The 26,317-nt window shown below is 58.8% G+C and carries 19 protein-coding genes and 6 tRNA genes; 13 read left to right on the forward strand and 12 right to left on the reverse strand.

Going from position 1 to position 26,317, the window contains the following annotated elements; genetic code table 11:
- Window positions 1–236 precede the first annotated feature (236 nt).
- From fes to JK621_RS23220, 3 genes are read left to right on the forward strand one after another with little or no spacing between them, the layout of a single operon-like run.
- A complete protein-coding gene (fes, locus tag JK621_RS23210; RefSeq protein ID WP_212557826.1) occupies window positions 237–1,610 on the forward strand; it encodes an enterochelin esterase in 1,374 nt (457 codons plus the stop codon).
- Window positions 1,585–1,791: an MbtH family protein gene (locus tag JK621_RS23215; RefSeq protein WP_212557827.1), complete on the forward strand. Its 207-nt coding sequence runs from the start codon at window positions 1,585–1,587 to the stop codon at window positions 1,789–1,791. Before fes ends, JK621_RS23215 begins: the two co-directional genes overlap by 26 nt.
- A gap of 32 nt (window positions 1,792–1,823) precedes the next feature.
- Window positions 1,824–5,768: an enterobactin synthase subunit F gene (locus JK621_RS23220; RefSeq protein WP_212557828.1), complete on the forward strand. Its 3,945-nt coding sequence runs from the start codon at window positions 1,824–1,826 to the stop codon at window positions 5,766–5,768.
- Window positions 5,769–6,038: 270 nt separating this feature from the next.
- Here the strand turns inward: JK621_RS23220 and JK621_RS23225 are convergent, their stop codons facing one another.
- Genes JK621_RS23225 through fepD form a run of 3 tightly spaced genes read right to left on the reverse strand, consistent with a single transcriptional unit; the run spans window position 6,039 to window position 8,937 of the window.
- Complete coding sequence (locus tag JK621_RS23225; protein WP_212557829.1) at window positions 6,039–6,842, reverse strand: ATP-binding cassette domain-containing protein; 804 nt, start codon at window positions 6,840–6,842, stop codon at window positions 6,039–6,041.
- Window positions 6,839–7,864: an iron-enterobactin ABC transporter permease gene (fepG, locus tag JK621_RS23230; protein WP_212557830.1), complete on the reverse strand. Its 1,026-nt coding sequence runs from the start codon at window positions 7,862–7,864 to the stop codon at window positions 6,839–6,841. Before fepG ends, JK621_RS23225 begins: the two co-directional genes overlap by 4 nt.
- Window positions 7,864–8,937, reverse strand: a complete 1,074-nt coding sequence (gene fepD / locus JK621_RS23235; RefSeq protein ID WP_212557831.1) for a Fe(3+)-siderophore ABC transporter permease — start codon at window positions 8,935–8,937, stop codon at window positions 7,864–7,866. Before fepD ends, fepG begins: the two co-directional genes overlap by 1 nt.
- A gap of 261 nt (window positions 8,938–9,198) precedes the next feature.
- On the opposite strand from fepD, the gene entS reads away from it, so the two are divergent.
- On the forward strand, window positions 9,199–10,467 hold the full coding sequence (gene entS, locus JK621_RS23240) for an enterobactin transporter EntS (protein ID WP_212557832.1): 1,269 nt from the start codon (window positions 9,199–9,201) through the stop codon (window positions 10,465–10,467).
- Here entS and fepB read toward each other — a convergent pair.
- Window positions 10,454–11,413, reverse strand: coding sequence for a Fe2+-enterobactin ABC transporter substrate-binding protein (fepB, locus tag JK621_RS23245; protein WP_212557833.1), 960 nt, complete (start codon window positions 11,411–11,413; stop codon window positions 10,454–10,456). The genes entS and fepB overlap by 14 nt on opposite strands.
- A 199-nt stretch (window positions 11,414–11,612) precedes the next feature.
- Between fepB and JK621_RS23250 the strand changes: the two genes are divergently transcribed.
- From JK621_RS23250 to dhbA, 4 genes are read left to right on the forward strand one after another with little or no spacing between them, the layout of a single operon-like run.
- Window positions 11,613–12,821: an isochorismate synthase gene (locus tag JK621_RS23250; protein WP_212557834.1), complete on the forward strand. Its 1,209-nt coding sequence runs from the start codon at window positions 11,613–11,615 to the stop codon at window positions 12,819–12,821.
- An 8-nt stretch (window positions 12,822–12,829) separates the two neighbouring features.
- Complete coding sequence (locus tag JK621_RS23255) at window positions 12,830–14,458, forward strand: (2,3-dihydroxybenzoyl)adenylate synthase (RefSeq protein ID WP_212557835.1); 1,629 nt, start codon at window positions 12,830–12,832, stop codon at window positions 14,456–14,458.
- A gap of 3 nt (window positions 14,459–14,461) precedes the next feature.
- A complete protein-coding gene (locus tag JK621_RS23260) occupies window positions 14,462–15,316 on the forward strand; it encodes an isochorismatase (RefSeq protein WP_212557836.1) in 855 nt (284 codons plus the stop codon).
- A complete protein-coding gene (gene dhbA / locus JK621_RS23265) occupies window positions 15,316–16,074 on the forward strand; it encodes a 2,3-dihydro-2,3-dihydroxybenzoate dehydrogenase (protein ID WP_212557837.1) in 759 nt (252 codons plus the stop codon). Before JK621_RS23260 ends, dhbA begins: the two co-directional genes overlap by 1 nt.
- A 166-nt stretch (window positions 16,075–16,240) precedes the next feature.
- Here dhbA and JK621_RS23270 read toward each other — a convergent pair.
- From JK621_RS23270 to JK621_RS23285, 4 genes are all read right to left on the reverse strand, one after another.
- A tRNA-Lys gene (locus JK621_RS23270) sits at window positions 16,241–16,316 on the reverse strand.
- A gap of 7 nt (window positions 16,317–16,323) precedes the next feature.
- Window positions 16,324–16,399 (reverse strand) — tRNA-Val (locus tag JK621_RS23275).
- Window positions 16,400–16,438: 39 nt separating this feature from the next.
- Window positions 16,439–16,514 (reverse strand) — tRNA-Val (locus tag JK621_RS23280).
- Window positions 16,515–16,554: 40 nt separating this feature from the next.
- Window positions 16,555–16,630, reverse strand: a tRNA-Val gene (locus tag JK621_RS23285).
- A gap of 292 nt (window positions 16,631–16,922) precedes the next feature.
- On the opposite strand from JK621_RS23285, the gene gltX reads away from it, so the two are divergent.
- From gltX to JK621_RS23300, 3 genes are all read left to right on the forward strand, one after another.
- Window positions 16,923–18,338: a glutamate--tRNA ligase gene (gltX, locus tag JK621_RS23290; RefSeq protein ID WP_212557838.1), complete on the forward strand. Its 1,416-nt coding sequence runs from the start codon at window positions 16,923–16,925 to the stop codon at window positions 18,336–18,338.
- Window positions 18,339–18,592: 254 nt separating this feature from the next.
- Window positions 18,593–18,668, forward strand: a tRNA-Ala gene (locus JK621_RS23295).
- Between the two features lie 60 nt (window positions 18,669–18,728).
- Window positions 18,729–18,804, forward strand: a tRNA-Ala gene (locus JK621_RS23300).
- Window positions 18,805–18,912: 108 nt separating this feature from the next.
- On the opposite strand, the gene JK621_RS23305 is transcribed toward JK621_RS23300, so the two are convergent.
- Complete coding sequence (locus JK621_RS23305; protein ID WP_126484329.1) at window positions 18,913–20,100, reverse strand: NupC/NupG family nucleoside CNT transporter; 1,188 nt, start codon at window positions 20,098–20,100, stop codon at window positions 18,913–18,915.
- Window positions 20,101–20,478: 378 nt separating this feature from the next.
- Here JK621_RS23305 and JK621_RS23310 point away from each other — a divergent pair, with 378 nt between their 5' ends.
- Entirely contained in the window at window positions 20,479–21,702 is a 1,224-nt protein-coding gene (locus JK621_RS23310; RefSeq protein WP_212557839.1) for an Nramp family divalent metal transporter, read from the forward strand.
- A 192-nt stretch (window positions 21,703–21,894) separates the two neighbouring features.
- Here JK621_RS23310 and JK621_RS23315 read toward each other — a convergent pair whose 3' ends face one another.
- Both JK621_RS23315 and mgrA read right to left on the reverse strand, forming a co-directional pair.
- Entirely contained in the window at window positions 21,895–22,299 is a 405-nt protein-coding gene (locus JK621_RS23315; RefSeq protein ID WP_212557840.1) for a DUF2502 domain-containing protein, read from the reverse strand.
- Between the two features lie 232 nt (window positions 22,300–22,531).
- Window positions 22,532–23,521, reverse strand: a complete 990-nt coding sequence (mgrA, locus tag JK621_RS23320) for an L-glyceraldehyde 3-phosphate reductase (protein WP_212557841.1) — start codon at window positions 23,519–23,521, stop codon at window positions 22,532–22,534.
- Window positions 23,522–23,770: 249 nt separating this feature from the next.
- On the opposite strand from mgrA, the gene JK621_RS23325 reads away from it, so the two are divergent.
- The gene (locus tag JK621_RS23325; RefSeq protein ID WP_212557842.1) at window positions 23,771–25,432 is read left to right on the forward strand and encodes an alpha-keto acid decarboxylase family protein; all 1,662 of its coding nucleotides are present in this window, start codon (window positions 23,771–23,773) and stop codon (window positions 25,430–25,432) included.
- On the opposite strand, the gene JK621_RS23330 is transcribed toward JK621_RS23325, so the two are convergent.
- Window positions 25,408–26,298: a LysR family transcriptional regulator gene (locus JK621_RS23330; protein WP_212557843.1), complete on the reverse strand. Its 891-nt coding sequence runs from the start codon at window positions 26,296–26,298 to the stop codon at window positions 25,408–25,410. The two genes, JK621_RS23325 and JK621_RS23330, sit on opposite strands and share 25 nt — an antisense overlap.
- Window positions 26,299–26,317 lie beyond the last annotated feature (19 nt).

Raw genomic sequence — 26,317 nt, forward strand, 5'->3', positions numbered from 1 at the left:
TTTTGTGATCGCGGAAATAAAAATCCAACAGGCCGAGACGCAACGGCATTGGATTCGGCGCTAAAACGCGGTATCCGTCCCTGTTGAAGAATACCTGCTCTGTTTGCGAGCCTTAACACACTATTGCAAATGCAAATAATTATCAATAGTATTCGGTTTACCGTTTTTTGGGCAGCGCCTCGCGCCGCGATTGTGCCGGCGTTCCTGAAGCTGCCAGCTAAAAGTGAATAGGCGTTTTGAAAACAAAATCCGAGTCAGAAAGCAGCAGATTATTATCGAGCAAGCACGCCGGGCGTCATGGATGGTGGCTGAATATCGCCAAACGCGGTACGCCGCTGGTGGAGCTGCAAGGCGATGGGCGAGGGAAGGTCACATTTTTATGGCGTGATCCTCAGGGATGCGAGCTCACTTCAGCCTATCGACGGGTCTGGATCCACATCAACTGCCTCACCGACCACCATCAGCCCTCGCCACCGCAGAGCTTGCAACGGCTGGAAGGGACCGACGTCTGGTATTGGCAAACCGAGCTGAACGCCGATTGGCGTGGCAGTTACTGCTTTATGCCCTGCATGGACGATCGGCCGCTGACGCTCAGTGATAACGATGCGCACGCCAATATGCATTCGGTCCGTCACTGGTGGCATCAGGTGTTTGCCAGCGCCACCCAGGATCTGCTTAATCCTCATCGTTCCTGGCCCGGAGCCAACGGCAACGTCTTGTCCGGCCTGCATATGCCGGCGGCGCTGCCGCAACCGGCCTGGCAGGATTTCGATCGTTATGCGTCGGCCTGCGGGCGTTGTACCCCGGCTCCCCCCGCCAGGCTGCAACGCCACAGCTGGCACAGCGCGCGATTGGGCAATACCCGTAACGTTTGGGTTTACACCACCGGCGACAGCAGCCCGGCGCAACGGCCGTTGGCCCTGTTGCTGGACGGCCAGTTCTGGTCGAGCAACATGCCGGTCTGGGATCCGCTGATGCAACTGACGCGTGAAGGCAAGCTGCCGGAGGCGGTGTATCTGTTGATCGATGCCATCGATCAAAAACGGCGTGCGCATGAGTTAGCCTGCAATGAAGATTTCTGGTTGGCGGTGCAGGAAGAACTGTTGCCGCAATTGGCTGACTGGGCCCCCCACAGCGGCAACCCTGCCAGCACGCTGGTGTGTGGCCAGAGCTTCGGCGGCCTGTCTTCTTTGTATGCCGGTCTCCACTGGCCGCAGCGCTTTGGCGGCGTGATTGCTCAGTCCGGCTCTTTCTGGTGGCCGCGTCGCGACATGTACCAGCAACCCGCCGTGCCGGCCGATGCCGGTTGGCTGCTGCGCCAGGCCGAACAGGGCGTTGGCCGCCAGGGCGGGTTGAAGGTGTTCATGGAGGCCGGCACCCACGAACAGGTGGCGCGCAGGGTGAATGATCGGATGGCGGAGGCGCTGCGCGATGCCGGCCATCAGGTGCAATACCGGGTGGTGGCAGGCGGGCACGACTCTTTGTGCTGGCGCGGCGGGCTGATCGACGGGCTGCAGGCGTTGTGGGCGGATCAGCCTGCGGCGCCGTTCGCCAGGCTAACTTTCAAAACCCAAGGAGTCCGTGATGGAAACGCTGAATCCGTTCGATGATGAACACCAAATCTGCCTGATTCTGCAAAACGATGAGCAGCAATACAGCCTGTGGCCTGATTTCAGCGCAGTACCGGCGGGGTGGACGCCGGTTTTCGGCCCGGCGGCACGCTCGCTGTGCGTGAACTGGCTGGAACAGCATTGGCAGGATATGCGGCCCGCATCGCTGCGTAAGGCGTGATGGCGCCATTACCGTTAACAGGAGTCAGTCCCTTGTCAGACCCTATTTTATTACCGACCGAAGAGCGGCCTGCCACCGAATTGCCGCTGGTCGCCGCGCAACCTGGCATTTGGGTGGCCGATCAAATATCGCCGTACGCCAATGCCTATGCGGTTTCCCACTATATCGAACTCAGCGGTCCACTGAACGAAGAGCGGCTATTGCAGGCGATTGCGCAGGGGTTGTCCGAAGTCGATACCCTTCAGTTCCGCTTTGAAGAGCGGGATGGGGTGCCGGTACAGTGGCATGACGCCGAACTGGCGATCCTGCCGACAGAATCTCTCGATCTGCGCGACTCTCCCGATGCCCTGGCGGCGGCGCAGGCGGTGATGCAGCTGGATATGTCCGGTGATTTGCGCATCGGCAGCGGCAAGGCACTGTATCGCCATATGTTGATCCGCCTGTCGGACCGGCGTTGGTTCTGGTATCAGCGTTATCATCATATTCTGGTCGATGGCTTCAGTTTTACCGCCATTGCCCGCAGAATCGCCCATATTTACAGCCGCATGCTCAACGATGAACAGCCCGACCCGACGCCGTTTACCTCCTTCAGCGAGGTGGTAGAGGAATATCAGCGCTACCGGCAGTCGGCAACCTGCCGGCGCGATGCCGCTTTTTGGCTAAACAAGGCGCAGCAGTTGCCTGAGCCGGCCACGCTTTGCCCGCAGCCGCTGGCCGGGCAGACGCCAACCACCCGCATCCACCGGTTATCGCAGCTGTGCGATCGTCAAGATTTTACCCGGCTGGTGAACGCCAGCCCGCAGCAGTTCAGCGTGGCGGATATGGCGTTGGCGCTGGTGGCATTGTGGGTGTCTCGCCTGAGCGGCCACGGCAGCTTCAGCGCCGGTTTCATTTTTATGCGCCGCACCGGTTCTGCTGCGCTGTGCGCCAATGGCCCGGTGATCAACGTATTGCCGATCGAAATGCACCTCGATCCCCAGGCCACGCTGTGCGAGACAGCCGGCGGTATCGGCCGCGAGCTGAAAACCGTCCGCCGTCATCAGCGTTACGAGGCGGAACAGATCCAGCGTGATTTGGGGCGGATTGGCGATGCCCAGCCGCTGTACGGCACCGTTTTCAACTTTAAAATGTTCGATTTCCAGTTGGATTTCGGCGGTATCGAAGGCATTACTCACGAGCTGGCCTCGGGGCCGGTGCGGGATCTGGAGATCGCGCTGTATCTCGACGAGGCCGGCACGCTGAAAGTGGATCTGCTGGCCAATGCCGAACGTTATCAGCGCGATGAGCTGGCGGCGCATTTACAACGCCTGCCGCTGTTGCTGCGTCAGTTTGCCGCCCGGCCGCAGATGCCGATTGGCGAAGCCGATTTGCTGACCGCACAGGACCGCCAACGGCTGGCCAGGGTTAACGACACCGCTCATCCGGTGGCGGCGCATACTCTCAGCGGCCTGCTGGCCGAACAGGCGCAGAAAACGCCGGACGCCCCGGCGCTGAGGGACGCGCAATACCGGTTCAGTTATCGCGAAACCCGTGAACAGGTCACCGCGCTGGCGCGCCAACTGACGGCACAGGGGGTACAGCCCGGCGATATCGTTGCCGTTGCGCTGCCGCGTTCGGTGTTCCTGGCGCTGGCGCTGATGGCGATTGTCGAAGCGGGGGCCGCCTACTTGCCGCTGGACACCGGCTACCCTGACGAACGCCTCGGTATGATGCTGGAAGATGCCGCACCGCGACTGATCGTCACCGAACCTACCCAGCAGGCGCGTTTTGCCGGCAAGGGGGAGATCCTGCTGTTTGATGCGCCTCTGGCCGCCGACTGCGCGGCTGAGGTGGCGCTCAGCGGGCCAACGCCGCATCACCCGGCTTACATCATCTTTACTTCCGGTTCTACCGGGCGGCCGAAAGGTGTGCTGGTGGGGCATCAGGCGATCGTCAACCGTTTGCTGTGGATGCAGCATCAGTATCCGCTGGCGGCGAACGATGTGGTGCTACAGAAAACGCCATGCAGCTTTGACGTCTCGGTGTGGGAGTTTTTCTGGCCGTTGATGGTGGGGGCCCAACTGGTGATGGCGCCGCCGGAAGCGCACCGCGATCCGCAGCAGCTGTTGGCGTTGATTGACCGGCATCGGGTTACCACGCTGCATTTCGTGCCTTCGATGCTGGCGGCCTTTGTCGGCGCGCTGGACAACCCGCCGGCGGTGGCCTGCTGCGCGCCGTTGCGGCAGGTCTTTTGCAGCGGCGAAGCGCTGCCGTCTGAACTGTGCCGCCTGTGGCAACGCCGCACTGGCGTACCCTTGCATAACCTGTATGGCCCGACCGAAGCGGCGGTGGATGTCAGCTGGCATCCGGCCTGGGGCGAGCCGCTGGCGGCAATCACGGGCGCCAATGTGCCGATCGGCCTGCCGGTGTGGAATACCGGGCTGCGCATCCTGGATGCACGTCTGCGGCCGGTGCCGCCGGGTGTGGCCGGTGATTTGTATCTTACCGGCGTGCAGCTGGCGCAGGGCTATCTTGGCCGCCCGGCGCTGACCGCCAGCCGCTTTGTGGCCGATCCCGAAGGCAACGGCGGACGGATGTATCGTACCGGCGACGTTGCACGCTGGCTGCCGGGTGGCGAAGTGGAATACCTCGGCCGCAGCGACGATCAGCTAAAAATTCGTGGTCAGCGCATTGAGCTGAGCGAAATCGACCATGCATTGCTGTCGCTGCCGGGCATTAAGCAGGCGGTGACCCATGCGCTGGTGCTGGGCAATACGCCGGCAGACACCGGCGGCGGGGATGCCCGTCAACTGGTGGGCTACCTGGTGGCCCAGCCTGGCGTGCGCCTGGATCTCGACGGTCTGCGTGCCGCCTTGGCCGATCGCCTGCCGCCACACATGGTGCCGGTGGCGTTGGTCGAGATGGATTCTTTACCGCTAAGCGCTAACGGCAAGCTGGATCGCAAAGCGTTGCCGCAGCCGCAAAACGGCGCCGGGGCTGCGGGGCGTGAACCTGAACCAGGGCTGGAGACGGCGATCGCGGCGGTATTTGCGCGCTTGCTGCAACGTGAAACCGTATTTGCCGACGATGATTTCTTCGCCCTCGGCGGCCACTCGCTGCTGGCGATGCGGCTGGCGGCGGAGCTGCGGCGCGAGTTGGGCAAGGCGGTTTCGGTAGGGCAGGTGATGGTCGCTTCCCGGGTGGAGCAACTGGCGCAACTGCTCACGCAAGAGCGCACGCAGGAAGAAGCCGACCAAACCGGTTTCGACAGCGTATTGCCGCTGCGTACCACCGACGGCCCGACGCTGTTCTGCCTGCATCCGGCTTCCGGATTCTCCTGGCAGTTCAGCGTGTTGCCGCGCTATATCGATCAACATTGGTCACTGGTGGGCATTCAATCGCCACGTCCGGATGGCCCGCTGGCGCTCAGCGAGAATATGGATCAGGTTTGCGAGGCGCATCTGGCGACGGTATTGCAGGTCCAGCCGCAGGGGCCTTACCACTTTATCGGTTATTCGCTGGGCGGCACGTTGGCGCAGGGGATCGCCGCCAGGTTGCAGGCGCGGGGCGAAGAGGTGGCCTTCCTCGGCCTGCTGGATACCTACCCGCCGGAAACGCAAAACTGGGACGTGATGCTGGATGACAACGTGCTGAAAGAAGTGCAGCGCGAACGCCAGCAGTTTCTGGCGGTATCGGAAGATACGCTGGATCCGGCACTGGGCGAAACCCGGGTGGCGATGTTCGACAATATCGAAGCCAACTATGCCGATTCGGTACGTCTGCTTTCCGCGACCCAGACGGCGAATTTCAGCGGGCAGGCGACGCTGTTTGTCGCGCGTCAGACATTGCAGGAAGGGATGGACGTGCAGCAAACCTGGGCGGAATATGTGGACGCGCTACAGGTTCATGAACTGGATTGCGCGCATGTGGATATCGTCTCGCCGGCCTCGTTTAAGGTGCTGGGGCCGTTGCTGAACCGCATACTTCGAGCTTTGTAATACCCAGTGACAGTAGGGGGCGAATAGATTCGCCCTTCAGACTGCTGACAAAGCCCGTTATTAGGGAGAGCGTGCCGAAGGGGTCGTAGCGGCTTGTCCGCCGACCAATTTGCCGGGAGCAAATTGGAACGACGTTCAGTCGGCCCGAAGGGTGGGACACATGGATGTGTCCCATAATGGCCCCTCGGTGCGCCAGGCCCGGGTATCTCGGGTTCAAAGACCACGTTGTCATCAAACTCACGGGCCCAGCATGCTGGGCCCCCACAATATCTATGATTTACCTAGCGGCACCACCAACGGCGTGTGCGAAACCGGATCGTCAATGATCATACAGCGCAGGCCGTACACGTCTTCGATCAACTCCGGCGTCACGATATCCTTAGGCGCACCTTCGGCCACGACTTTGCCGTCGCGCATGGCGATCAGATGGGTGGCGTAACGGCAGGCGTGGTTGAGATCGTGCAGCACCACCACCAGCGTGTGGCCGTTTTCACGGTTTAACTGGCGCATCAACTCCAGCAGGTCGATCTGATGGCTAATGTCCAGCCAGGTGGTAGGCTCATCCAGCAACAGCAGCGGCGTTTGCTGCGCCAGCACCATCGCAATCCAGACCCGCTGACGCTGCCCACCGGAAAGCGTATCCACCGGCTGTTCGGCCAGTTCAAACACGCCGGTGGAACGCATTGCCTGCTCCACCGCTTGCTGGTCTTCTTCGCGCCAGCGGCTAAACAGACGCTGGTGCGGGTAGCGCCCGCGGGCCACCAGATCAAAGACGGTGATGTCGCCGGGGGCGGTCGAACTTTGCGGCAGCAGGCCTAATTGGCGCGCCACCTCTTTGGTGGCGTATTCGCTGATGTGCTTGCCGTTCAGCCAGACCGTACCGGCTTGCGGCTGCATCAGGCGGCTGAGGGTGCGCAGCAGGGTAGATTTACCGCAGGCGTTTGGGCCGATAATCACCGTCAGTTCACCCTGGGGGATGGCGACGGAAAGATCGCACGCGACGATTTTCTTGTCATAGCTAAGCGTCAGATGTTCAGCGCGCAGCGGCGCGGGCAGCAGGGGATCAGCATTCATTTTTTTCGTGACTCACGGATTAACAGCCAAATCAGATAAATGCCGCCGAGGCTGACGGTCAGCACGCCTACCGGCAATTGATAAGGCATAAACAGGCGCTGGGCGGCGACATCGGCGATCAGCAGCAACAGCGCGCCGGTCAGTGCGGTCAGCAACAGGACGCTGCGGTTGGCGCACAAGCGGCGGGCAATCTGCGGCGCCACCAGGGCAATAAAGGAGATTGGCCCGGCCACGGCGGTGGCGGCAGCGGTCAGCGTTACGCCGATCAGCAGCAGCAGCAGGCGCGAACGTTCCACCGGCACGCCGAGGGCGCAGGCGGTGTCGTCGCCCATTTCCAGCAGCCGCATGCGGCGTGACAGCGTCAGCAACAGCAGGCAGCACAGCGCGATCGCGGCCAGCGCCGGCAGGCTTTTCGCCCAGCTTATGCCGTTAAGAGACCCGGCGCTCCACAGCCCGGCGGTCATGGCGGACTCCAGAGAGGCGCTGATGATAAGCCAGGTATTGCCGGCGACCAGCAGGGCGCGCACGGCGATGCCGACGATAATCAAACGGAAAGCCTCGACGCCGTTGCGCCATGCCAGCAGATAAACCAGCGCGGCGGTCAGCAGGCCGCCAGCCAGCGCCCCGGAGGTGATGCCGATAACGCCGCCGTTAAACAGCACTATGGCTACCAATACGCCGCTGTAGGCGCCGGTATTGAAGCCAATCACGTCCGGGCTGCCGAGCGGGTTGCGCAGCAGAGACTGGAAAATAGCGCCGCTGATCCCGAGCGCGGCGCCCAACAGCAACGCCATCGCGACGCGTGGCAGACGCCACTGGGTGACTATTACCGTCAGGTTTGCCGGGCCTTTGCCGAGGAGAGCGTCGATCACCTGCGTGGCGTTCAGCGAAAGGGAACCGGAACCTAAGGCGTAAATCGCCAGTACCGCGCAGGCAAGCGCCAGCATCGACGCGGTCAGCGCCGGCCTCGGCAGGGTACGCAATTTTTGACTGGTCATCAGACGGGCAGCCAGCATCGACATTAGCGTTGCCTCCTGAACATATGGCGTTGGCGCACCAGCACGATCAGCAGCGGGGCGCCAATCAGGGCGGTCACGATGGAAACGCGCAGCTCGCCGGCCACCAGAAAGCGGCCGAGCAGATCGGCGCTCAGCAGCAGGATGGGGGTCAAGACCAGTGTCCACGGCAGCATCCAGTGCAGCTCGGAGCCCGCCAACCGCCGGGCAATGTGCGGCATCATCAGGCCGACGAAGGCAATCGGGCCGACGGCGGCGGTGGCGCCGCCGCACAGCAGGGTGATCGCCAGCAGGCCCAGCAATTGGGTGCGGACGATGCCGGTGCCCAGCGCGGTGGCCAATTCGCTGCCCATACTCAGACTGTTAAGCGATTTGCTCATCCACAGCGTGATTAGCGTGCCCAGCAGGATCGGCAGGGTGACGGTGCGTACCACCTGCATATTTTGAATATCCAGCGAACCGGCCTGCCAAAACCGCAGTTGATCGAACACCAGCGGGTTCAGCAGAGAAATCCCGGAGGTCATGCCCTCCAGCACCGCCGCCAGGGCGACACCGGCCAACGTCAGGCGAACCGGGTTCAGGCTGCTGCCGCCCAGAGCGCCGATCAACGCGACCAGCAGTGCAGCGAGCATCGCCCCGGCAAAGGCGAACCACAGGTATTGGCTAACCTCGGCGGCACCAAAGAAGGTAATGCTCAGTACTACGGCAAATCCCGCCCCGGCATTCACGCCGAGAATGCCCGGATCGGCCAGTGGGTTGCGGGTGAGGGTTTGCATCAATACGCCGGACAGGCCCAGCGCAATGCCGGCCAATACGCCCACCAGCGTGCGCGGCAACCTGGCTTCGGTAATGATGGTGCAGTCCGCTCCACGGCATTGACCGTTCAGCGCCTGGATAACCGTATCAAATGGGATGGATTTAGCGCCGAGCGACAGGCTGAGCAGCATGATGGCCAACAGCGCGCAAACGGCAAGCAGCAAACCACATAGTTTGCGACGAAATGAGTGGGAGGTGCCGCTAACAAGACGATCCCTGGGGGCCGGAATGGACGGTGTGCCATTGCGTGTAATCCGTAACATAACAATCCGTTATTTAATTGAATATAAATGATATTTATTATCATTATCGATTGCTTTCATCTATGTTACCATGACTTCCTTCGCTATTGCAGCACATACCCTTCATTCTTGAAGCTGCATCTGTGTTGGCTGCCCGCACTTACCCCCAATCACGTATTTCCTGTACGTTCATGGGGATGCGCTTGGTTGCCGCCGTGATGCCGCTCCAATTATTTTGGCTATAGACGCTGCCCCTTTTCCTACGTTGTGGTGAGAAAGCTGATGAGTAAGCCCTCTGTTTTGCTGGATTTTGGCCTGCTTAAGACCAATGGCGCGTTTCGCGCCGTATTTTGCGCGCGTTTTATTTCCATTCTGGCGCTGGGATTGATGGCCATTGCGATCCCGGTTCAGATCCAGGCGTTGACCGGTTCGACCCTGTTGGTCGGGCTGTCCGTAACGCTGGCGGGCAGCGGCATGTTTGCCGGTTTGCTGATGGGGGGCGTATTGGCCGATCGCTACGAGCGCCGCCGTTTGATCCTGTTTGCTCGTTCCACCTGCGGCATTGGTTTTATCGGGCTGTGCCTGAATGCCGCCTTGCCGGCCCCATCGTTGACGGCGATTTATTTGCTGGCCGTGTGGGACGGTTTCTTCGGTGCGGTCGGGGTGACGGCGCTGCTGGCCGCCACGCCGGCGTTGGTGGGGCGTGAAAACATCGTCCAGGCCGGGGCCATCAGTATGCTGACGGTGCGTTTTGGCTCGATTCTGTCGCCGGCGATTGGGGGCCTGGTGATCGCTCACTCCGGCGTGATGTGGAACTACGGCCTGGCGGCGCTGGGCACTTTACTGACGTTGATCCCCTTGCTGCGTTTGCCGCAGTTAGCACCGCCGCCACAACCGCGCGAACACCCGCTGCGCGCGTTGGTCGGTGGTTTCGGCTTCTTGTTCCGCAACCGGGTAATCGGCATGGTGGCGTTGATCGGCGCGCTGCTGACCATGGCCAGTGCTGTGCGGGTGTTATATCCGGCGATGTCCGGCATGTGGCACGTCAGCGCTACGCAATTGGGCTTTATGTATTCCGCCGTCCCGCTCGGCGCGGCGATCGGCGCGTTCACCAGCGGCCGGGTCGCTCACGTAGCGCGGCCGGGCTGGATGATGTTGACGACGGCGATAGGCGCGTTCGTCGCCATCGGTCTGTTCGGTCTGATGCCGTGGTACGGTTTAGCGCTGTTTTTCCTGGTGATTTTTGGTTACCTGAGCGCGGTGAACTCATTGCTGCAATACGGGCTGATTCAGAACCTGACGCCGGATGCCTTTCTGGGGCGCATCAATGGCCTGTGGACGGCGCAAAACGTCGTGGGCGACGCGTTGGGGGCGTTACTGCTGGGGGCAATGGGGGCGTTTATGCTGCCGGCGATGACGTCGACCCATTTTGGTTTTGGGGTAGCGGTGCTGGGTGTGGTACTGGCTTTCGCCATGCGCGGCTTGCGCCAGGTGGGCAGCGGCGGGCAGGAAGAAAGCCTCCGGCCCGCCAGCGAGACTAGCGAGAAATAAACTGTTTTTCCAACAGCGTCAGCAAGTTGCCGGCGCTGTAATAATCCAGCCGGAAGGTATCGTTGCCCAGCGCGTAAACCCGTTTATGTTGCACCGCCGGCAGGTGAGCGAGAAAAGGATTGGCCAGCAGGCGCTGCGTGTCGGCGTCGCCGTTGGCGAACAGCATCAGCGTCTGGCCGTTCAGGCCTTCCGCCAGGTTCTCGCCGCTCAACTGAATGATGTCCTTACGCACCCCCATGCTGCGGCTGTTGTTCAATTTGGCGGGCGGCACCGCCAGGGTGAAACCGAGCTGTTTCAGCATCTGCCCCTGGGACGATTCGGCGGTCCACAGATTGGCGGTTTTGCCGTCCGAACCGAACACCAGCGCGGAGACCGGTTGTTCAGGCAGGGTCATCCGTTGTTTCAGCGCTTTTTCACGCGCATCAAAATTGCCAATGATCTTATGCGCCTGGGCTTCATGCCCGGTGGCCTGGCCCAGTTCTGCGGCCAGTTCCTGCCAGCTTTTGTCGTCGTAATTGACCACCAGCACCGGGGCGATGGCAGAGAGCTGATCGTACAGGCGCAGGGCGGAATCGGCACCGGTGGCTGACATGATAATCAGATCGGGGGCAGCCCCCGCGACGGCTTCCGCATTGGGTTCGCCGACGTACAGACGTTTGACGCCGCGCCGTGCTGCGATGTCACTCCATTGACGGAAAAACCCCTGTTTGTCCGCCAGACGGCTGCCGGGCGTGGTTGCCCCACTGGCTACCACCGGCGCGTCGATGGCCAACAGGGTGCCGGTGACGGTAACGCTGGTAGAAACGATGCGGGCAGGGGGCTGATCGAGGGTGACCACGCCGTGTGAGGTTGCAATGTTACGCGGCCAGCCGGTATCGGATGCGTGAGCGGCGCTGATTGCCGCTAGCCCGAACAGCGCCAGACCGAAGATCAGATTCGTCTTCATAAAGGAAGTCCCTAGGTTTTAAATAGTAATACTTATCATTTATATAATTTATGCTGCTGACTTTCTACCCCGATGATAAGGAGAAGAGCTGTTTACAATTATTGACATGGCAAATTTCCAAGGGTACTTTAACGCGGTCAAACATAAATGATAATCATTATTATGTTTATTATCATTAACGAAGATGAATGGAGTACCGATGAGCGTGACTGTAAAGGGTGCCGGCCAAAAGAAACCGCAAAGCAAGGGGAGCGAACTGAATACTGCAGGCGTTTCGCCCACCTCGGGCTTCTTCTTTACCTCTCCTTTCCGTAGCCTGAGTACCCAGGGCTGCTTCGCGAAAATCACGCTGCCCGCAGCAGGTGGGGACCAGGTGAATGGGGAGTTCCAGCGAGAAGTACGGCACGCTTTCGCCGAAGCGAAACTGGCCGGCGTGAAGAACCCGGTACTCTGTGGCGCCATTCCTTTTGATACTCATCAACCTTCAGCGTTGTTTATTCCCCAGCAAACTCAGTGGTTTGAGCGCGATGCCTTTTTGGCCGGCGTAACGCCGCCGCAGGATGCCTTGCCGGAAATTACCCGGCAAACCGAAGTACCTGCCCGGCAGCCCTTCATGCAGATGGTTGCCGATGCGGTGCTGGCTACCCGTGGCGACCGGTTGGATAAAGTGGTGTTGTCGCGCTTGCTGGAGATTGAAACCCGCGAACCTGTTGATTGCCGGGCGCTGATGGCGCGAATCATCGCCCAGAACCCTAACGGTTTCCACTTCCACGTACCGCTGGAGCAGGGGGCGCTGGTAGGCGCCAGCCCGGAATTGCTGTTGCGCAAATCCGGCGCGCAGTTCCATTCCAATCCGCTGGCCGGCTCTGCCCGCCGCGATGCCGATCCGCTACGGGACCGTGACATCAGCCAACAGCTATTGGTGTCGGACAAAGACCTTTATGAGCACAAGTTCGTCACCGAAGGGATGCGCCAGGTATTGGCCGACCGCTGCCGCCACTTGAACATCCCGTCATCCCCTGAATTATTGAGCACCACCACGCTGTGGCACCTGTCTACGCCTATTGATGGCGAAGCCGCCAGCCGGGCGGAAAATGCGCTTTCGCTGGCCTGCCTGTTGCACCCGACGCCGGCTTTGTGCGGCACGCCAACCCGGCTTGCGCACCAGGTGATCAAACAGCTTGAACCCTTTGATCGCGGCCTGTTCGGCGGCATTGTCGGCTGGTGTGATGCCGAAGGCAACGGCGAGTGGGTCGTGACCATTCGTTGCGGCACAGTGCAGGGCAATCAGGTGCGGCTGTTTGCCGGCGCCGGCATCGTGCAAGACTCTTCGCCGGAATCCGAATGGCGTGAAACCGGCACCAAACTCAGTACCATTTCGCGGGCGTTTGGCCTGAACCAAGGATAGGCATACCCATGAGCATTGATTTTACTCCCTGGCCTGAGGCGTTGGCCCGTCGCTATCGCGAACGCGGTTATTGGACCGACCGGCCATTGACCGACATTATTGCCCGCCAGGCCAAAAATGACGCCGTGGCGCTGATCGATCCGCAATGCAGCCTGAGCTATCGCCGGCTCAATCAACTTTCTGACCGGCTGGCCGCCGCGCTGCAACGCCGGGGCATGCAGCGCGGCGATACCGCTCTGGTGCAGTTGGGCAACGTGGTCGAGTTCTATGTGACCTTCTTTGCGCTGCTGAAAATTGGCGTGGTGCCGGTGAATGCGTTGTTCAGCCACCAACGCAACGAACTCAAGGCTTATGCCGCACAAATCAAGCCCGCGCTGCTGATTGCCGATCGCCGGCATGGCCTGTTCGGCAACGACGAATTCCTCACGGCGTTTCGCGCCGAAAATCCTTCATTGCGCGTAGTAGGGCTGCGCAGCCAGGCGGAAGGCGAGCAGTCGCTGGCCGCCTGGCTGGAAGAGGACGCCGACGATTTTATCGCGACGCCGACCCCGGCTGACCAGGTGGCGTTCTTCCAGCTCTCCGGCGGCAGCACCGGGACGCCAAAGCTGATCCCGCGCACCCACAATGATTACTACTACAGCATTCGTCGCAGCGTGGAAATTTGCCATTTCGATGTGCATACCCGCTACCTGTGCGCGCTGCCGGTGGCGCATAACTACCCGATGAGTTCTCCGGGCGTGCTCGGCGTGTTTTACGGCACCGGGCTGGTGGTGTTCGCCAGCGATCCGGATGCCGGGCAATGCTTCGGTTTGATCGAGCAGCACCAGATTAACGTGACGGCGCTGGTGCCGCCGGCGGTGACGCTGTGGCTACAGGCAATCGAAGAGTGGGACGGTGGGCAACCATTGGCCAGCCTCAAACTGTTGCAGGTGGGGGGCGCCAAGCTGAGCGAGACCCTGGCCGCGCGCATTCCGGCGGAAATCGGCTGCCAGTTGCAGCAGGTCTTCGGCATGGCGGAAGGCCTGGTGAATTACACCCGGCTGGACGATGACGACCGGCATATTCTCACCACTCAGGGCTGCCCGATGTCGCCGGACGACGAACTGTGGGTGGCCGATGACGAGGGTAACCCGCTGCCGGTGGGGCAAACCGGGCGCCTGATGACCCGTGGCCCTTACACCTTCCGCGGTTATTACCAAAGCCCGGAACATAACGCCGCCGCCTTTGATAAAGACGGTTTTTACTGTTCCGGTGACCTGATCAGCCTGACTGAAGACGGCTATGTGAAAGTGGAAGGGCGTCAGAAAGATCAGATTAATCGCGGTGGGGAGAAGATCGCCGCCGAGGAGATCGAAAACCTGCTGTTGCGCCACCCGGAGGTGATCAATGCGGCGCTGGTTTCCATGCCGGATGAGCTGATGGGCGAGAAGAGTTGCGCCTTTATTATCGCCACCAACGCGCTGAAGCCGGTGGTGCTGCGCCGCCATTTGCGTGCGGAGGGCGTGGCCGAATTTAAATTACCCGACCGCTTTATACAGGTCGATACGCTGCCGCTCACCCCGGTAGGCAAAGTGGATAAAAAACGGTTGCGTCAACGCCTGGAGGCGCAACCACTGACTCAGGCCCAGGGAGAATAAGTCATGGCCATTCCTAAACTTAATGATTACGCGCTGCCGACTCAGGCTGAGCTGCCGACCAACAAAGTGAGCTGGGCGGTAGAACCGCAGCGGGCTGCGTTACTGATCCACGATATGCAGCAGTATTTCCTGAATTTTTGGGGTGAAGACAGCCCGCTGATTAAACAGGTGGTAGAGAACATCGCTAACCTGCGTCGTTACTGCAAATCACAGGGTATTCCGGTGTTTTACACCGCGCAGCCTAATCAGCAAAGCGACGAAGACCGCGCGTTGCTGAACGATATGTGGGGGCCAGGGCTGAATAAACACCCTGAGCAGCAGGCGGTGGTTCAGGCTCTGGCACCGGAAGATGACGATACGGTTTTGGTGAAGTGGCGTTACAGCGCCTTCCACCGTTCGCCGCTGCAGGAAATTCTGCAGGAGTCAGGGCGCGATCAACTGATCATTTGCGGCGTGTATGCTCATATCGGCTGCATGACTACCGCTATCGATGCCTTTATGCGCAATATCCAGCCGTTTATGGTGGCCGATGGCCTGGCGGATTTCTCCCGCGACGAACACCTGATGGCGCTGCGTTACACCGCCGGCCGCTGTGGCCGAGTGGTGACGACTGCCGAACTGCTGCCGGGCATCGCCAGTAAAGCTGCGCTGCGCCGGCAAATTATGCCGTTCCTCGATGAAGACAGCGAAGAGATGGGCGACGATGAGAACCTGATCGACTACGGTCTGGATTCGGTGCGTATCATGGAGTTGGCCGCGCGCTGGCGTAAAATCCGCAGCGATATTGATTTTATCGCGCTGGCCAAGAACCCGACCATTGACAGCTGGTGGGCGATGTTGTCGCAGGGGAAATCCTGATGGGCAAAGCAGGGGATTTTGCCGGTAAGCGGGTCTGGGTTACCGGCGCGGGTGCCGGTATTGGCCTGGAGACGGCGTTGGCGTTTGTAAGAGCCGGTGCAGAAGTGATTGGCTTCGACCTGCGTTTTGGCGAACCGGAATACCCGTTTCGCACCGAAGTGCTGGATGTCGCGGATAGCGATGCGGTAGACAGTCTGTGCGGGCGTTTGCTGGCAGAGCAGCCGGCGCTGGACGTGCTGGTGAACGGGGCGGGCATTTTGCGGATGGGGCTGGCGGATGAGACCAGTACCGCAGACTGGCTGGCCTGCATGGCGGTCAATGCCGGCGGGGCGTTCAATATGTTCCGCCATGCCTTGCCGGTGTTCCGTCGCCAGCGGCGCGGCGCGATTGTCAGCGTGGCTTCAAACGCGGCCCATGTGCCGCGCGTCGGCATGGCGGCCTATTGCGCCTCCAAGGCGGCGTTGCGCAGCCTGTGCCAAACCGTAGGATTGGAAATGGCGCCTTATGGCGTGCGTTGCAATCTGGTTTCACCCGGGTCGACCAACACGCCGATGCAACGCGGCATGTGGCAGGATGAAAGCGGTGAACAAAACACCATCAACGGCTTCCCGGCGCAGTTCAAGCTGGGTATTCCATTGGGCAAGATCGCCCAACCGCAGGAAATTGCCGATGCCATTTTGTTCCTGGCTTCCGATCGCGCCAGCCATATCACCCTGCAGGATATCGTGATTGACGGCGGGGCGACGCTGGCGGCCTGAGATACCAGTTTATTTAGGGTGTGTGACCATAACCATAGGGCGCTGCTTGCAGCGCTCTCCCTAATAACAAGCCTTGTTGGCTGTTTGAAGGCGCAGGGGAATTTGGGGATGATGATTTATGGATGACAGATGCGAAAAAAGCGCCAAAAGGCGCTTTTTTCTGTATTGGTGGGTCGTGCGGGATTCGAACCTGCGACCAATTGATTAAAAGTCAACTGCTCTACCAACTGAGCTAACGACCCGCAGAAGTGGTGGGTGATGACGGGCTCGAACCGCCGACCCCCTCCGTGTAAAGGAGATGCTCTACCAACTGAGCTAATCACCCACTTCAGAACTTCCGGGTACTGCCAAACAAGAGAATGAGTGGTGGGTGATGACGGGCTCGAACCGCCGACCCCCTCCGTGTAAAGGAGATGCTCTACCAACTGAGCTAATCACCCTCATTCTTCTCATTTCTTACTGCTTTACTGCTCAACAAGATGGTGGGCGATGACGGGCTCGAACCGCCGACCCCCTCCGTGTAAAGGAGATGCTCTACCAACTGAGCTAATCGCCCCGTCTTGTTGGAGTCGCATTATAGGGATAGTTGAAAGTGAGTCAACGGTTTTTAAAATGATTTCAATCGTTCGCCGCAAATTTAAACAGGATGCGATATTTATCACCGCCAACGATGATTCTTTGCACATTGTTATGCGAAATGCGCCGCAGCGATAACGAAAACCGGTGCGGCAATATCGTGTCGGCGTTGAGGAATTAGCGGGGGGTGGTACAATGTTGCCCACTTTTTTCAATTCCGAGCAATCGTCGGCAACCGTCGACCCGCATTGCGTAATAAGGCAGTGAAACCAATGAAAATCAAAACCCGTTTTGCACCGAGCCCAACCGGCTATCTTCACGTCGGTGGCGCCCGTACTGCGCTTTACTCCTGGTTGTTCAGCCGCCATTCGGGCGGTGAGTTCGTTCTGCGTATCGAAGATACCGATCTGGAACGTTCCTCGCAGGACGCTATCGACGCAATTATGGATGGCATGAATTGGTTGAACCTGGATTGGAACGAAGGTCCGTACTTCCAGACCAAGCGTTTTGACCGTTATAACGCGGTGATTGACGACATGCTGGTGCAGGATACCGCCTATAAATGCTATTGCTCGAAGGAACGTCTGGAAGCGCTGCGTGAAACGCAGATGGAAAACGGTGAAAAACCGCGTTACGACGGCCACTGCCGCGACAGCCAGGACAGCCATACCGATGACGAGCCGTGCGTGGTGCGTTTCCGTAACCCGCAGGAAGGTTCGGTTATCTTCGATGACAAGATCCGCGGCCCGATCGAATTCAGCAACCAGGAGCTGGACGATCTGATCATCCGCCGTACCGACGGTTCGCCAACCTATAACTTCTGCGTGGTGGTGGACGACTGGGATATGGAAATCAGCCACGTGATCCGCGGCGAAGACCACATCAACAACACCCCTCGCCAGATCAACATTCTGAAAGCGCTGGGTGCGCCGGTGCCGGAATATGCGCATGTCTCCATGATCCTGGGCGACGACGGCAAAAAGCTGTCAAAACGCCACGGCGCGGTGGGCGTGATGCAGTACCGCGATGACGGCTACCTGCCGCAGGCGCTGCTGAACTATTTGGTGCGCCTGGGTTGGTCCCACGGCGACCAGGAAATCTTCTCTATTGATGAGATGAAAGAGTTCTTCACCCTGGAAGCGATCAACAAATCCGCCAGCGCTTTCAATACCGAGAAGTTGCAGTGGCTGAATCACCATTACATTAACCATATGCCGGCGGAAGAAGTTGCGGTGTATCTGGCGTGGCACGTTGAGCAGCTTGGCATTGAGACTCGCAACGGCCCTGAGCTGAAAGATATCGTCAAACTGCTGGGCGAGCGTTGCAAGACGCTGAAGGAAATGGCCGAGTCCTGCCGTTACTTCTATGAAGACTTCAGCGAATTCGACGCTGACGCTGCCAAGAAGCACCTGCGCCCGGTGGCACGCCAGCCGCTGGAGGCGGTACGCGCCAAACTGGCCGCTATCAGTGCCTGGACGCCGGAGAACGTGCATGACGCGATTCAGGGCACCGCTGATGAGCTGGGCGTGGGCATGGGCAAGGTTGGCATGCCGCTGCGCGTAGCGGTGACCGGCGCCGGTCAGTCACCGGGTATGGATGTGACCGTGCACGCTATCGGCCAGGCGCGTTCTTTGCAGCGTATCGACCTGGCGCTGGCTTACATCGCCGGGCGCGAAGCTCAGGCCTGATAGATTTGCCCCATGCCGCCAGGCGGTTAGCCGGCGGCAAGATGACGCGATAACAGATAAAGCCTTGTGGAGCGATCCGCAGGGCTTTTTTTATGCCTGGCTGATTTTTATCCGCAATGGCGATTTTTTAGCGCTAAACGCGCTGATTTGGCGGCTTTTTCAGCGCTTGATCGAGTAATTCAATTTAGCCGTTGACAGTGTTTCGGGGGTTTCATATTATGCGCCCCGTTCACAGGATTTTGTGTTTGTGGATTGGGGCTATAGCTCAGCTGGGAGAGCGCTTGCATGGCATGCAAGAGGTCGACGGTTCGATCCCGTCTAGCTCCACCAACCTTTATCTCAGAAGGGTTGGGGAATACCGTAACGCCGGTCAAAGCGTACCACTTTTGTGGGGCTATAGCTCAGCTGGGAGAGCGCTTGCATGGCATGCAAGAGGTCGACGGTTCGATCCCGTCTAGCTCCACCACCATTTAAAAAGCCGACCTCCGGGTCGGCTTTCTGTCTTTCCTGTTTTCTAAACTGTGGGCAATAAAAAAGGCCGCCGAAGCGACCTTTTCGTTGTTGCCGTTTCGGCTTAGCCCAGAACCAGGCCCGCGATGGACGCAGACAGGAGGCTGACCAGCGTGGAACCGTAAACCAGCTTCAGACCAAAGCGGGACACTACGTTGCCCTGATTCTCATTCAGCCCTTTAATCGCACCGGCCACAATACCGATGGAAGAGAAGTTGGCGAAGGAAACCAGGAACACCGACAGAATGCCCAGGCTGCGTGGCGACAGCTCGGCAGAGACTTTCTGCAGCTCCATCATGGCCACGAACTCATTGGAGACCAGTTTGGTCGCCATGATGCTGCCCACCTGCAAGGCTTCGTGTTTAGGAATCCCCATAATCCAGGCGAATGGATAGAAGAAGTAGCCCAGAATTTCCTGGAAGCTCAGGCCGAAGATGGCGCTGAACAGGCCGTTGAGCGCAGCGATCAGGGCAATAAAGCCGATCAGCATGGCGGCAACGATAATAGCTACTTTGAAACCCGCCAGAATGTATTCACCCAGCATTTCGAAGAAGCTCTGGCCTTCGTGCAGATTGCCCAGATGCAGTTCTTCTTCTTTACTGGTGTCATACGGGTTGACCAATGACAGCACGATAAAGGTGCTGAACATGTTCAGTACCAGCGCCGCAACCACAAACTTGGCGTCCAGCATGGTCATGTAAGCACCCACGATCGACATGGAAACCGTAGACATCGCGGTTGCCGCCATGGTGTACATGCGTTTTTCCGACATCTTGCCCAGGATATCTTTATAGGCAATGAAGTTTTCAGACTGGCCCAGGATCAACGAGCTGACGGCGTTAAACGACTCCAGCTTGCCCATACCGTTTACTTTTGACAGCACGGTACCAATAATCCGGATGATAAACGGCAACACTTTGATGTATTGCAGAATACCGATCAGCGCAGAGATGAAGACGATCGGGCACAGTACCTTCAGGAAGAAGAAGGCCAGACCTTTATCACCCATACCGCCGAATACAAAATCAGTCCCTTGCCCAGCAAACCCGAGCAGCTTGTCGAACAGCGCCGCGAATCCTTTTACAAAGCCTAAACCCGCTTCCGAATGCAGGAAAAAATAGGCCAGCAGTACTTCAATAACCAACAGTTGAATAACGTAGCGAATGCGGATGTTTTTACGGTCGCGGCACACTAACAGTGCCAAGATCGCAACCACCACCAACGCTAACGCAAAGTGCGCAATATGGGACATGTTTGCTCCAAATTTGAGGCAGGCTGAATTTCGGATGTCATTTTATGTAACGCCACGTTTAAAAACGAGAGGTCCATTGCAAATATGGAAAATCGCAGTGGGAAACATCCTAAATTATTATAATAAGCCACAAAAAATCAAGATGTTACTGAATCCATACGAAATTCCTATTCTTGTGCTAATTTGATTAGCAGGCGTATTTCGTCTGGAATATGGCTTGGCAGAGGGCCGAAAAGCGTAATCTGCACGTTACACCCTTCGTTAAAACCTGAGTTATCCCCGATTGCAGAGATAAGTTTTACCGTTATAAATGCGCTTGATAATTATTATCATTTAAATAAGATAACCCTTAGTTTATCAGACGTAAGGGTTCAGGGTATGCCAAACAGTCGCGTGGTTGAGAACACCCGTCGCCCATCCAGAAAAATCAAACTGTCGCTGATGGGGCCCGCATTTATCGCGGCCATCGGTTATATCGATCCCGGCAATTTCGCCACCAACATCCAGTCCGGTGCCTCTTTGGGTTATAGCCTGCTGTGGGTCGTGGTCTGGGCCAACGTTATGGCCATGCTTATCCAACTGCTCTCCGCCAAACTCGGTATCGCCACGGGCAAAAACCTGGCGGAGCACATCCGCGATCGCTTTCCGCGCCCGGCCGTATGGGCTTATTGGGTGCAGGCGGAAATTATTGCGATGGCCACCGATCTGGCGGAGTTTATCGGCGCGGCGATCGGTTTCAAACTGCTGTTGGGCGTTACGCTGCTTGAGGGCGCCATCCTGACGGGGATCGCCACTTTTCTGATCCTGACGCTGCAAAAACGCGGTCAAAAACCGCTGGAGATGGCGATCGGCGGGCTGCTGCTGTTTGTTGCCGCTGCCTATATGGTGGAACTGGCGTTTTCCCAGCCGCAACTTGGCCCGCTGTTAAAAGGCATGGCGATCCCGGATCTGCCGAATGGCGATGCGGTATATCTGGCTGCCGGCGTGCTGGGCGCGACCATCATGCCGCACGTGATTTATTTGCATTCATCCTTAACCCAGGCTGTCGGCGAGAATTCAAAGGCGGATCGGTATGCGTCCACCAAGGTCGATGTCGCCATCGCCATGACCATCGCCGGTTTTGTTAACCTGGCAATGATGGCAACCGCCGCCGCCACCTTCCATTTTAGTGGGCACAGCGGCGTGGCCGATCTTGATCTGGCCTATCTGACACTGCAACCGGTGCTGGGCCAGGCGGCGGCGACGCTCTTCGGGCTGAGCCTGGTGGCCGCCGGTCTGTCTTCCACCGTCGTGGGGACGCTGGCAGGGCAGGTGGTGATGCAGGGATTTGTACGCTTTTACATTCCGCTGTGGGTGCGCCGGGTGGTCACTATGCTGCCGTCGTTTATCGTCATTATGCTGGGGATGGATGCCACGCGCATTCTGGTGTTGAGCCAGGTGCTGCTGAGCTTCGGCATTGCATTGGCGCTGGTGCCGCTGCTCGCCTTTACCGGCAACCGGGAGCTGATGGGGGAGATGGTGAACAGCCGCAGCATACAGACGCTGGGCAAGCTGATTGTGTTGGTGGTCGTCGGCCTGAATGGTTATCTGCTGGTCAGTTAGCGTTTTTCTGCCGGTGGGGGGACGTTTTCGGTCGATAAAAGTGAGATGTACCCTGAGGCCCACGCACCTCAACCGAGCAAGGGGCCCAGGGCGGGGTCCCTTGCAACCTGCACGAGACGCACCGAGAGGGGATAAAAAATGCCAGTCAGGCTTAGCTGGCTGGCATTACGGCGTTACGCCGATCTTTTGCTATTAATCATCATGGCCATGATGGCGACGACCGCGATCGTCATCGTGGCGTCGATCCTTCCAGTGGTCTTTATCATGATGCTTGTAATAATGCTTATCGAATTTGCGATAGCGGCCATCATGATAGTAATAATTTTTGCGCCAGTAATCGTTATCGCGCCAGCGATAACCATCCCAGTAATAGCCCCGACGGCTGCGATCGCCCAGGTAGCGGCCCTGATGGCCTTGCCACCAGTCGCGGTCGCGCCAGTCGTAGCCGTCCCAATAACGACCGCGATTGTCTTCTTCGCCAATGCGCAATGATACGCCCGGCATCAGATTGATACTGAGGCCTTCCGCATGCGCCTGCTGGATGGCGGGTACCGTAGACGCCACCAACAGAGCGGCCAATAACAGAGGTTTAAACATGGTTTCTCCTTTCCGCCGCAGCGGGTTGGCCAGCTTTATAATAACGAAGCGCGTTCATCAGTTTATAAAACGGCCTTATAATTTTTTTACTGCAATATTGGTATATTAGCGCCTGCGGATAGGGTTGAATCTTAGTGGGATTCTGAAAAGCGGCGACGGGATGAGGATTTAAGATTTGTCTGGCGCTGCAAAGGTTATCGCCGGCCATGCGCCCGGCGATAATTGTAATCGATTACATTAATATCCGTTCGATTTGGGCGATTTCGTCGCTGCTGAAGGTACGGTTAGCCAGCATGCCGACGGCATCTTCAATCTGGCTGGTCTTGCTGGCGCCAATCAGCACCGAAGTCACGCGATCGCCGCGCAATACCCAGGCCAGCGCCATCTGCGACAGTTTCTGTCCGCGCTGTTGCGCCAGAGCGTTAAGCTGGCGCACCTTTTCCAGTTTTTCCTCGGTGAGCTGATTGGGTTGCAGGAACTGGCTGCCGCTGGCTGCGCGTGAATCTTGCGGAATGCCGAGCAGGTAACGATCGGTCAGCAGGCCGCCGGCCAGCGGGGAGAATGCAATGGAGCCGACGCCATGTTCTTCGAGCGTATCCAGCAACTCCGGCTCAACCCAGCGCTCGAACAGAGAGTATTTCGGCTGATGGATCACGCAAGGCGTGCCGAGCCGTTGCAGAATCTCGAACGCCTGGCGCGCTCGGTCGGCCGGATAGTTGGACAGCCCGACATACAGCGCCTTGCCCTGGCGTACCAGCAGATCCAGCGCGCCCATGGTTTCCTCCAGCGGCGTATCCGGATCCGGGCGATGGTGATAGAAGATATCCACATATTCCAGCCCCATGCGTTGCAGGCTTTGGTTCAGGCTGGCGACCAGATACTTTTTCGAACCCCAGTCGCCGTAAGGGCCAGGCCACATGGTGTAACCGGCCTTCGAGGAGATGATCAGCTCATCGCGCCAGGGTTTCAGGTCTGCGCTGAGGATGCGGCCAAAGTTTTCCTCGGCGGAGCCGGGGGGCGGGCCATAGTTATTGGCCAGATCGAAGTGGGTGATGCCGTGATCTAACGCGCAATGAATGAGCTTGCGCGCATTGTCATACAAGGCGGTGTCGCCAAAGTTGTGCCATAAGCCGAGCGAAACCGCGGGCAATTTCAGCCCGCTGCGTCCGCAGCGGCGATATTCCATATGTTGATAACGCGAAGAATCAGCCTGGTAAAGCATACAAACCCTTTTCGGCAGAGGTGAGAGTGAGTTTTAGTGTATGCGTTTTCACACCCATTGTCAGAGCTCAGGATCACGCTAAATCACCGTCAACTTTTTAAATGCCGCCTGTCAGGCGGGTGAATGCTTGCGGCGGGTGCGTAGATGTAACGCAGGGTTGCCATCCGCTTTTTAAATACAAAACTCGACATTTAAGCAACATATTTGATACTTAAAACTAACAATCTCAGCCTTCGGCAGGTGATGATCATGAGTAAAAGCTATACGGTGGCCGATTACCTACTCGATCGTTTAGCCCAGATCGGCATCCGGCACTTCTTTGGCGTGCCCGGAGACTATAACCTGCAGTTTCTCGACCACGTGATTGCTCACCCGCAGATCGCCTGGGTGGGGTGCGCCAACGAACTCAATGCCGCCTATGCCGCGGACGGTTATGCACGCTGCAAACCGGCAGCCGCCTTGCTGACCACCTTTGGCGTGGGCGAACTGAGCGCGGTAAATGGTATTGCCGGCAGCTACGCCGAATATTTACCGGTGATCCACGTGGTTGGCGCACCGGCGCTGCGCGCGCAGCGGGCCGGCGATTTACTGCACCACTCGCTGGGGGATGGGGATTTTGGCCACTTTGCCCGCATGGCCAAAGAAGTGACTGTCGCCCAGGCCAGCCTCACCGCCGCCAACGCCGAGGCGGAAATCGATCGCCTGCTGACCACCGCGCTGTTTGAACGCCGCCCGGTTTACCTGATGTTGCCGAGCGACGTGGCGGAGGCGCCACTGGCGTCACGGCCGGCGCCGCTGATGCTGAGACAGGCCCATCTTTCACAGGCGTCGTTGCAGGCGTTTATCGCTGCAGCGCGGGAAATGCTGTTGCCGGCGCGACGGGTTTCTCTGCTGGCAGATTTTCTCGCTGAACGCTTCGGCGCCGAAAGGGTGCTGGAACAGTGGATGAATGAGGTCGATATGCCGCATTCGACGCTGCTGCTCGGAAAAAGCGTCTTTGATGAAACCCATGCCTGCTTTACCGGCACCTACGCCGGTGCGGCCAGCGATCCGCAGGTGAAGCAGCTGATTGAGAACGCCGATGTGGTGATTAACGTCGGCGTGCGTTTTACCGATACCATTACCGCCGGCTTCAGCCATCACTTGCCGGCGGAGAAGTGTATCGATATTCAACCTTTTGAGGCGCGGGTCGGGCAGCAGGTATTCAGCCAGATCCCGATGCATGATGCGGTAAAAGCCCTGCATCAGTTGACGCTGCCACTGGCGTTGCAATGGCAGTTGCCGGCGATCACAAGGCCGGAATTGCCGGCGCCGAACGGCAGCGGCCTGGATCAGCACGGTTTCTGGCAACAGATCCAGGACTTCTTGCGGCCGGGCGACATGGTGATCGCCGAGCAGGGCACCGCCTGTTTTGGCGCTGCGGCGTTGAACCTGCCGCAGGGCTGCCGGTTTATCGTTCAGTCGCTGTGGGGGTCTATCGGCTACACCCTGCCGGCGGCGTTTGGCGTGCAGACGGCGGAGCCGGATCGCCGGGTGCTGCTTTTGATCGGCGACGGAGCCGCGCAACTCACCGCGCAGGAGATTGGCTCGATGCTGCGCGACGGGCTGAAACCGGTGATCTTCCTGCTGAATAATGAGGGATACACCGTCGAACGAGCGATCCACGGGCCGGAACAGCGCTACAACGACATCGCCCAGTGGAACTGGACGCAGCTGCCGCAGGCGCTGGCCGGCGAGCATCAGGTGAAAACGCTGCGGGTCACCGAACCGGAGCAACTGCGCCAGGCGTTGCGCGAAGTGGGTGACAGCCAGCAGTTGGCCTTCGTGGAAGTCGTATTGCCGAAGATGGACATCCCCGAATTGCTGGATATCATTTCGCGCGCCATTCAATCACGCAATGCGGCGGCCTGATCCTCTGCGCTCTCCAGCAAGCGCTCAAGCAACCAATACCCCGCCGGCCCCGGCGGGGTGAGCTTAGACCATACCGCATCCACGGAGATCAGTTTCGGCCAACCGCGCGGCTTCAGCTCGGTTAATTTGTCGCGGCCATACTGTTTCACCAGCCAGTGCGGCAAAGCGGCCCAGCCAAAACCTTGTTCCGCCATTTCCAGCAGCATCAGATAGCTCGGCGCGGACCATACCAACCCCTGAGGGCGCGCCGCGCTTGCGCCGGTGTAAGTATTCAAATACAGCTGGCGGGTGCTGGACAACTGCTCATGCGTTGGCGAGGCCGTGTGCGCCAGAGGATGCGAGCGGGCGACGAACAGCCCCATTTCAGTCTGTTCCGGCAGCCGCGCAAAGGCGATATCCGGCGGATAACCGGGCTGTACTTCTACCATGCCAAGGTGCGCGCGGCCGCTTTGCAGCAGATCGATCACGTCGCCGTCCTCAGCAATCATGCATTCCAGTTCAATATCCTGATAGCGCCGCTCAAAGTGCAACATCAACCTGTCGTGGTGATTCGGCTGGTAGGTATCGGAAAATACGATAGTTAGCCGGGGCTCTGTCTTGTCCGCCAGGCGTATGCTCAGTGCGTCAAGCCGTTCGCCGGCGGCGAGGATCTCCTGCACATGGCCGAGCACTTTACGGCCGGCGGCGGTCAATACCGGCTGTCGCCCCTGACGATCGAACAAGATCAAGCCGAGATCGGCCTCCAGATTGGCGATGGCGGTGCTGATGGTCGATTGGCTTTTGCGCAGCTTGCGCGCGGCGGCAGAAAAAGAGCCGAGGGCGGCGGCTTCGACAAATGCCTGCAGGGCTTCGGGTGAATAGCGCATGATGTATCTACTTTATCGA

The sequence above is a fragment of the Serratia plymuthica genome, from assembly GCF_018336935.1.
GTDB classification, from domain to species: domain Bacteria; phylum Pseudomonadota; class Gammaproteobacteria; order Enterobacterales; family Enterobacteriaceae; genus Serratia; species Serratia plymuthica_B.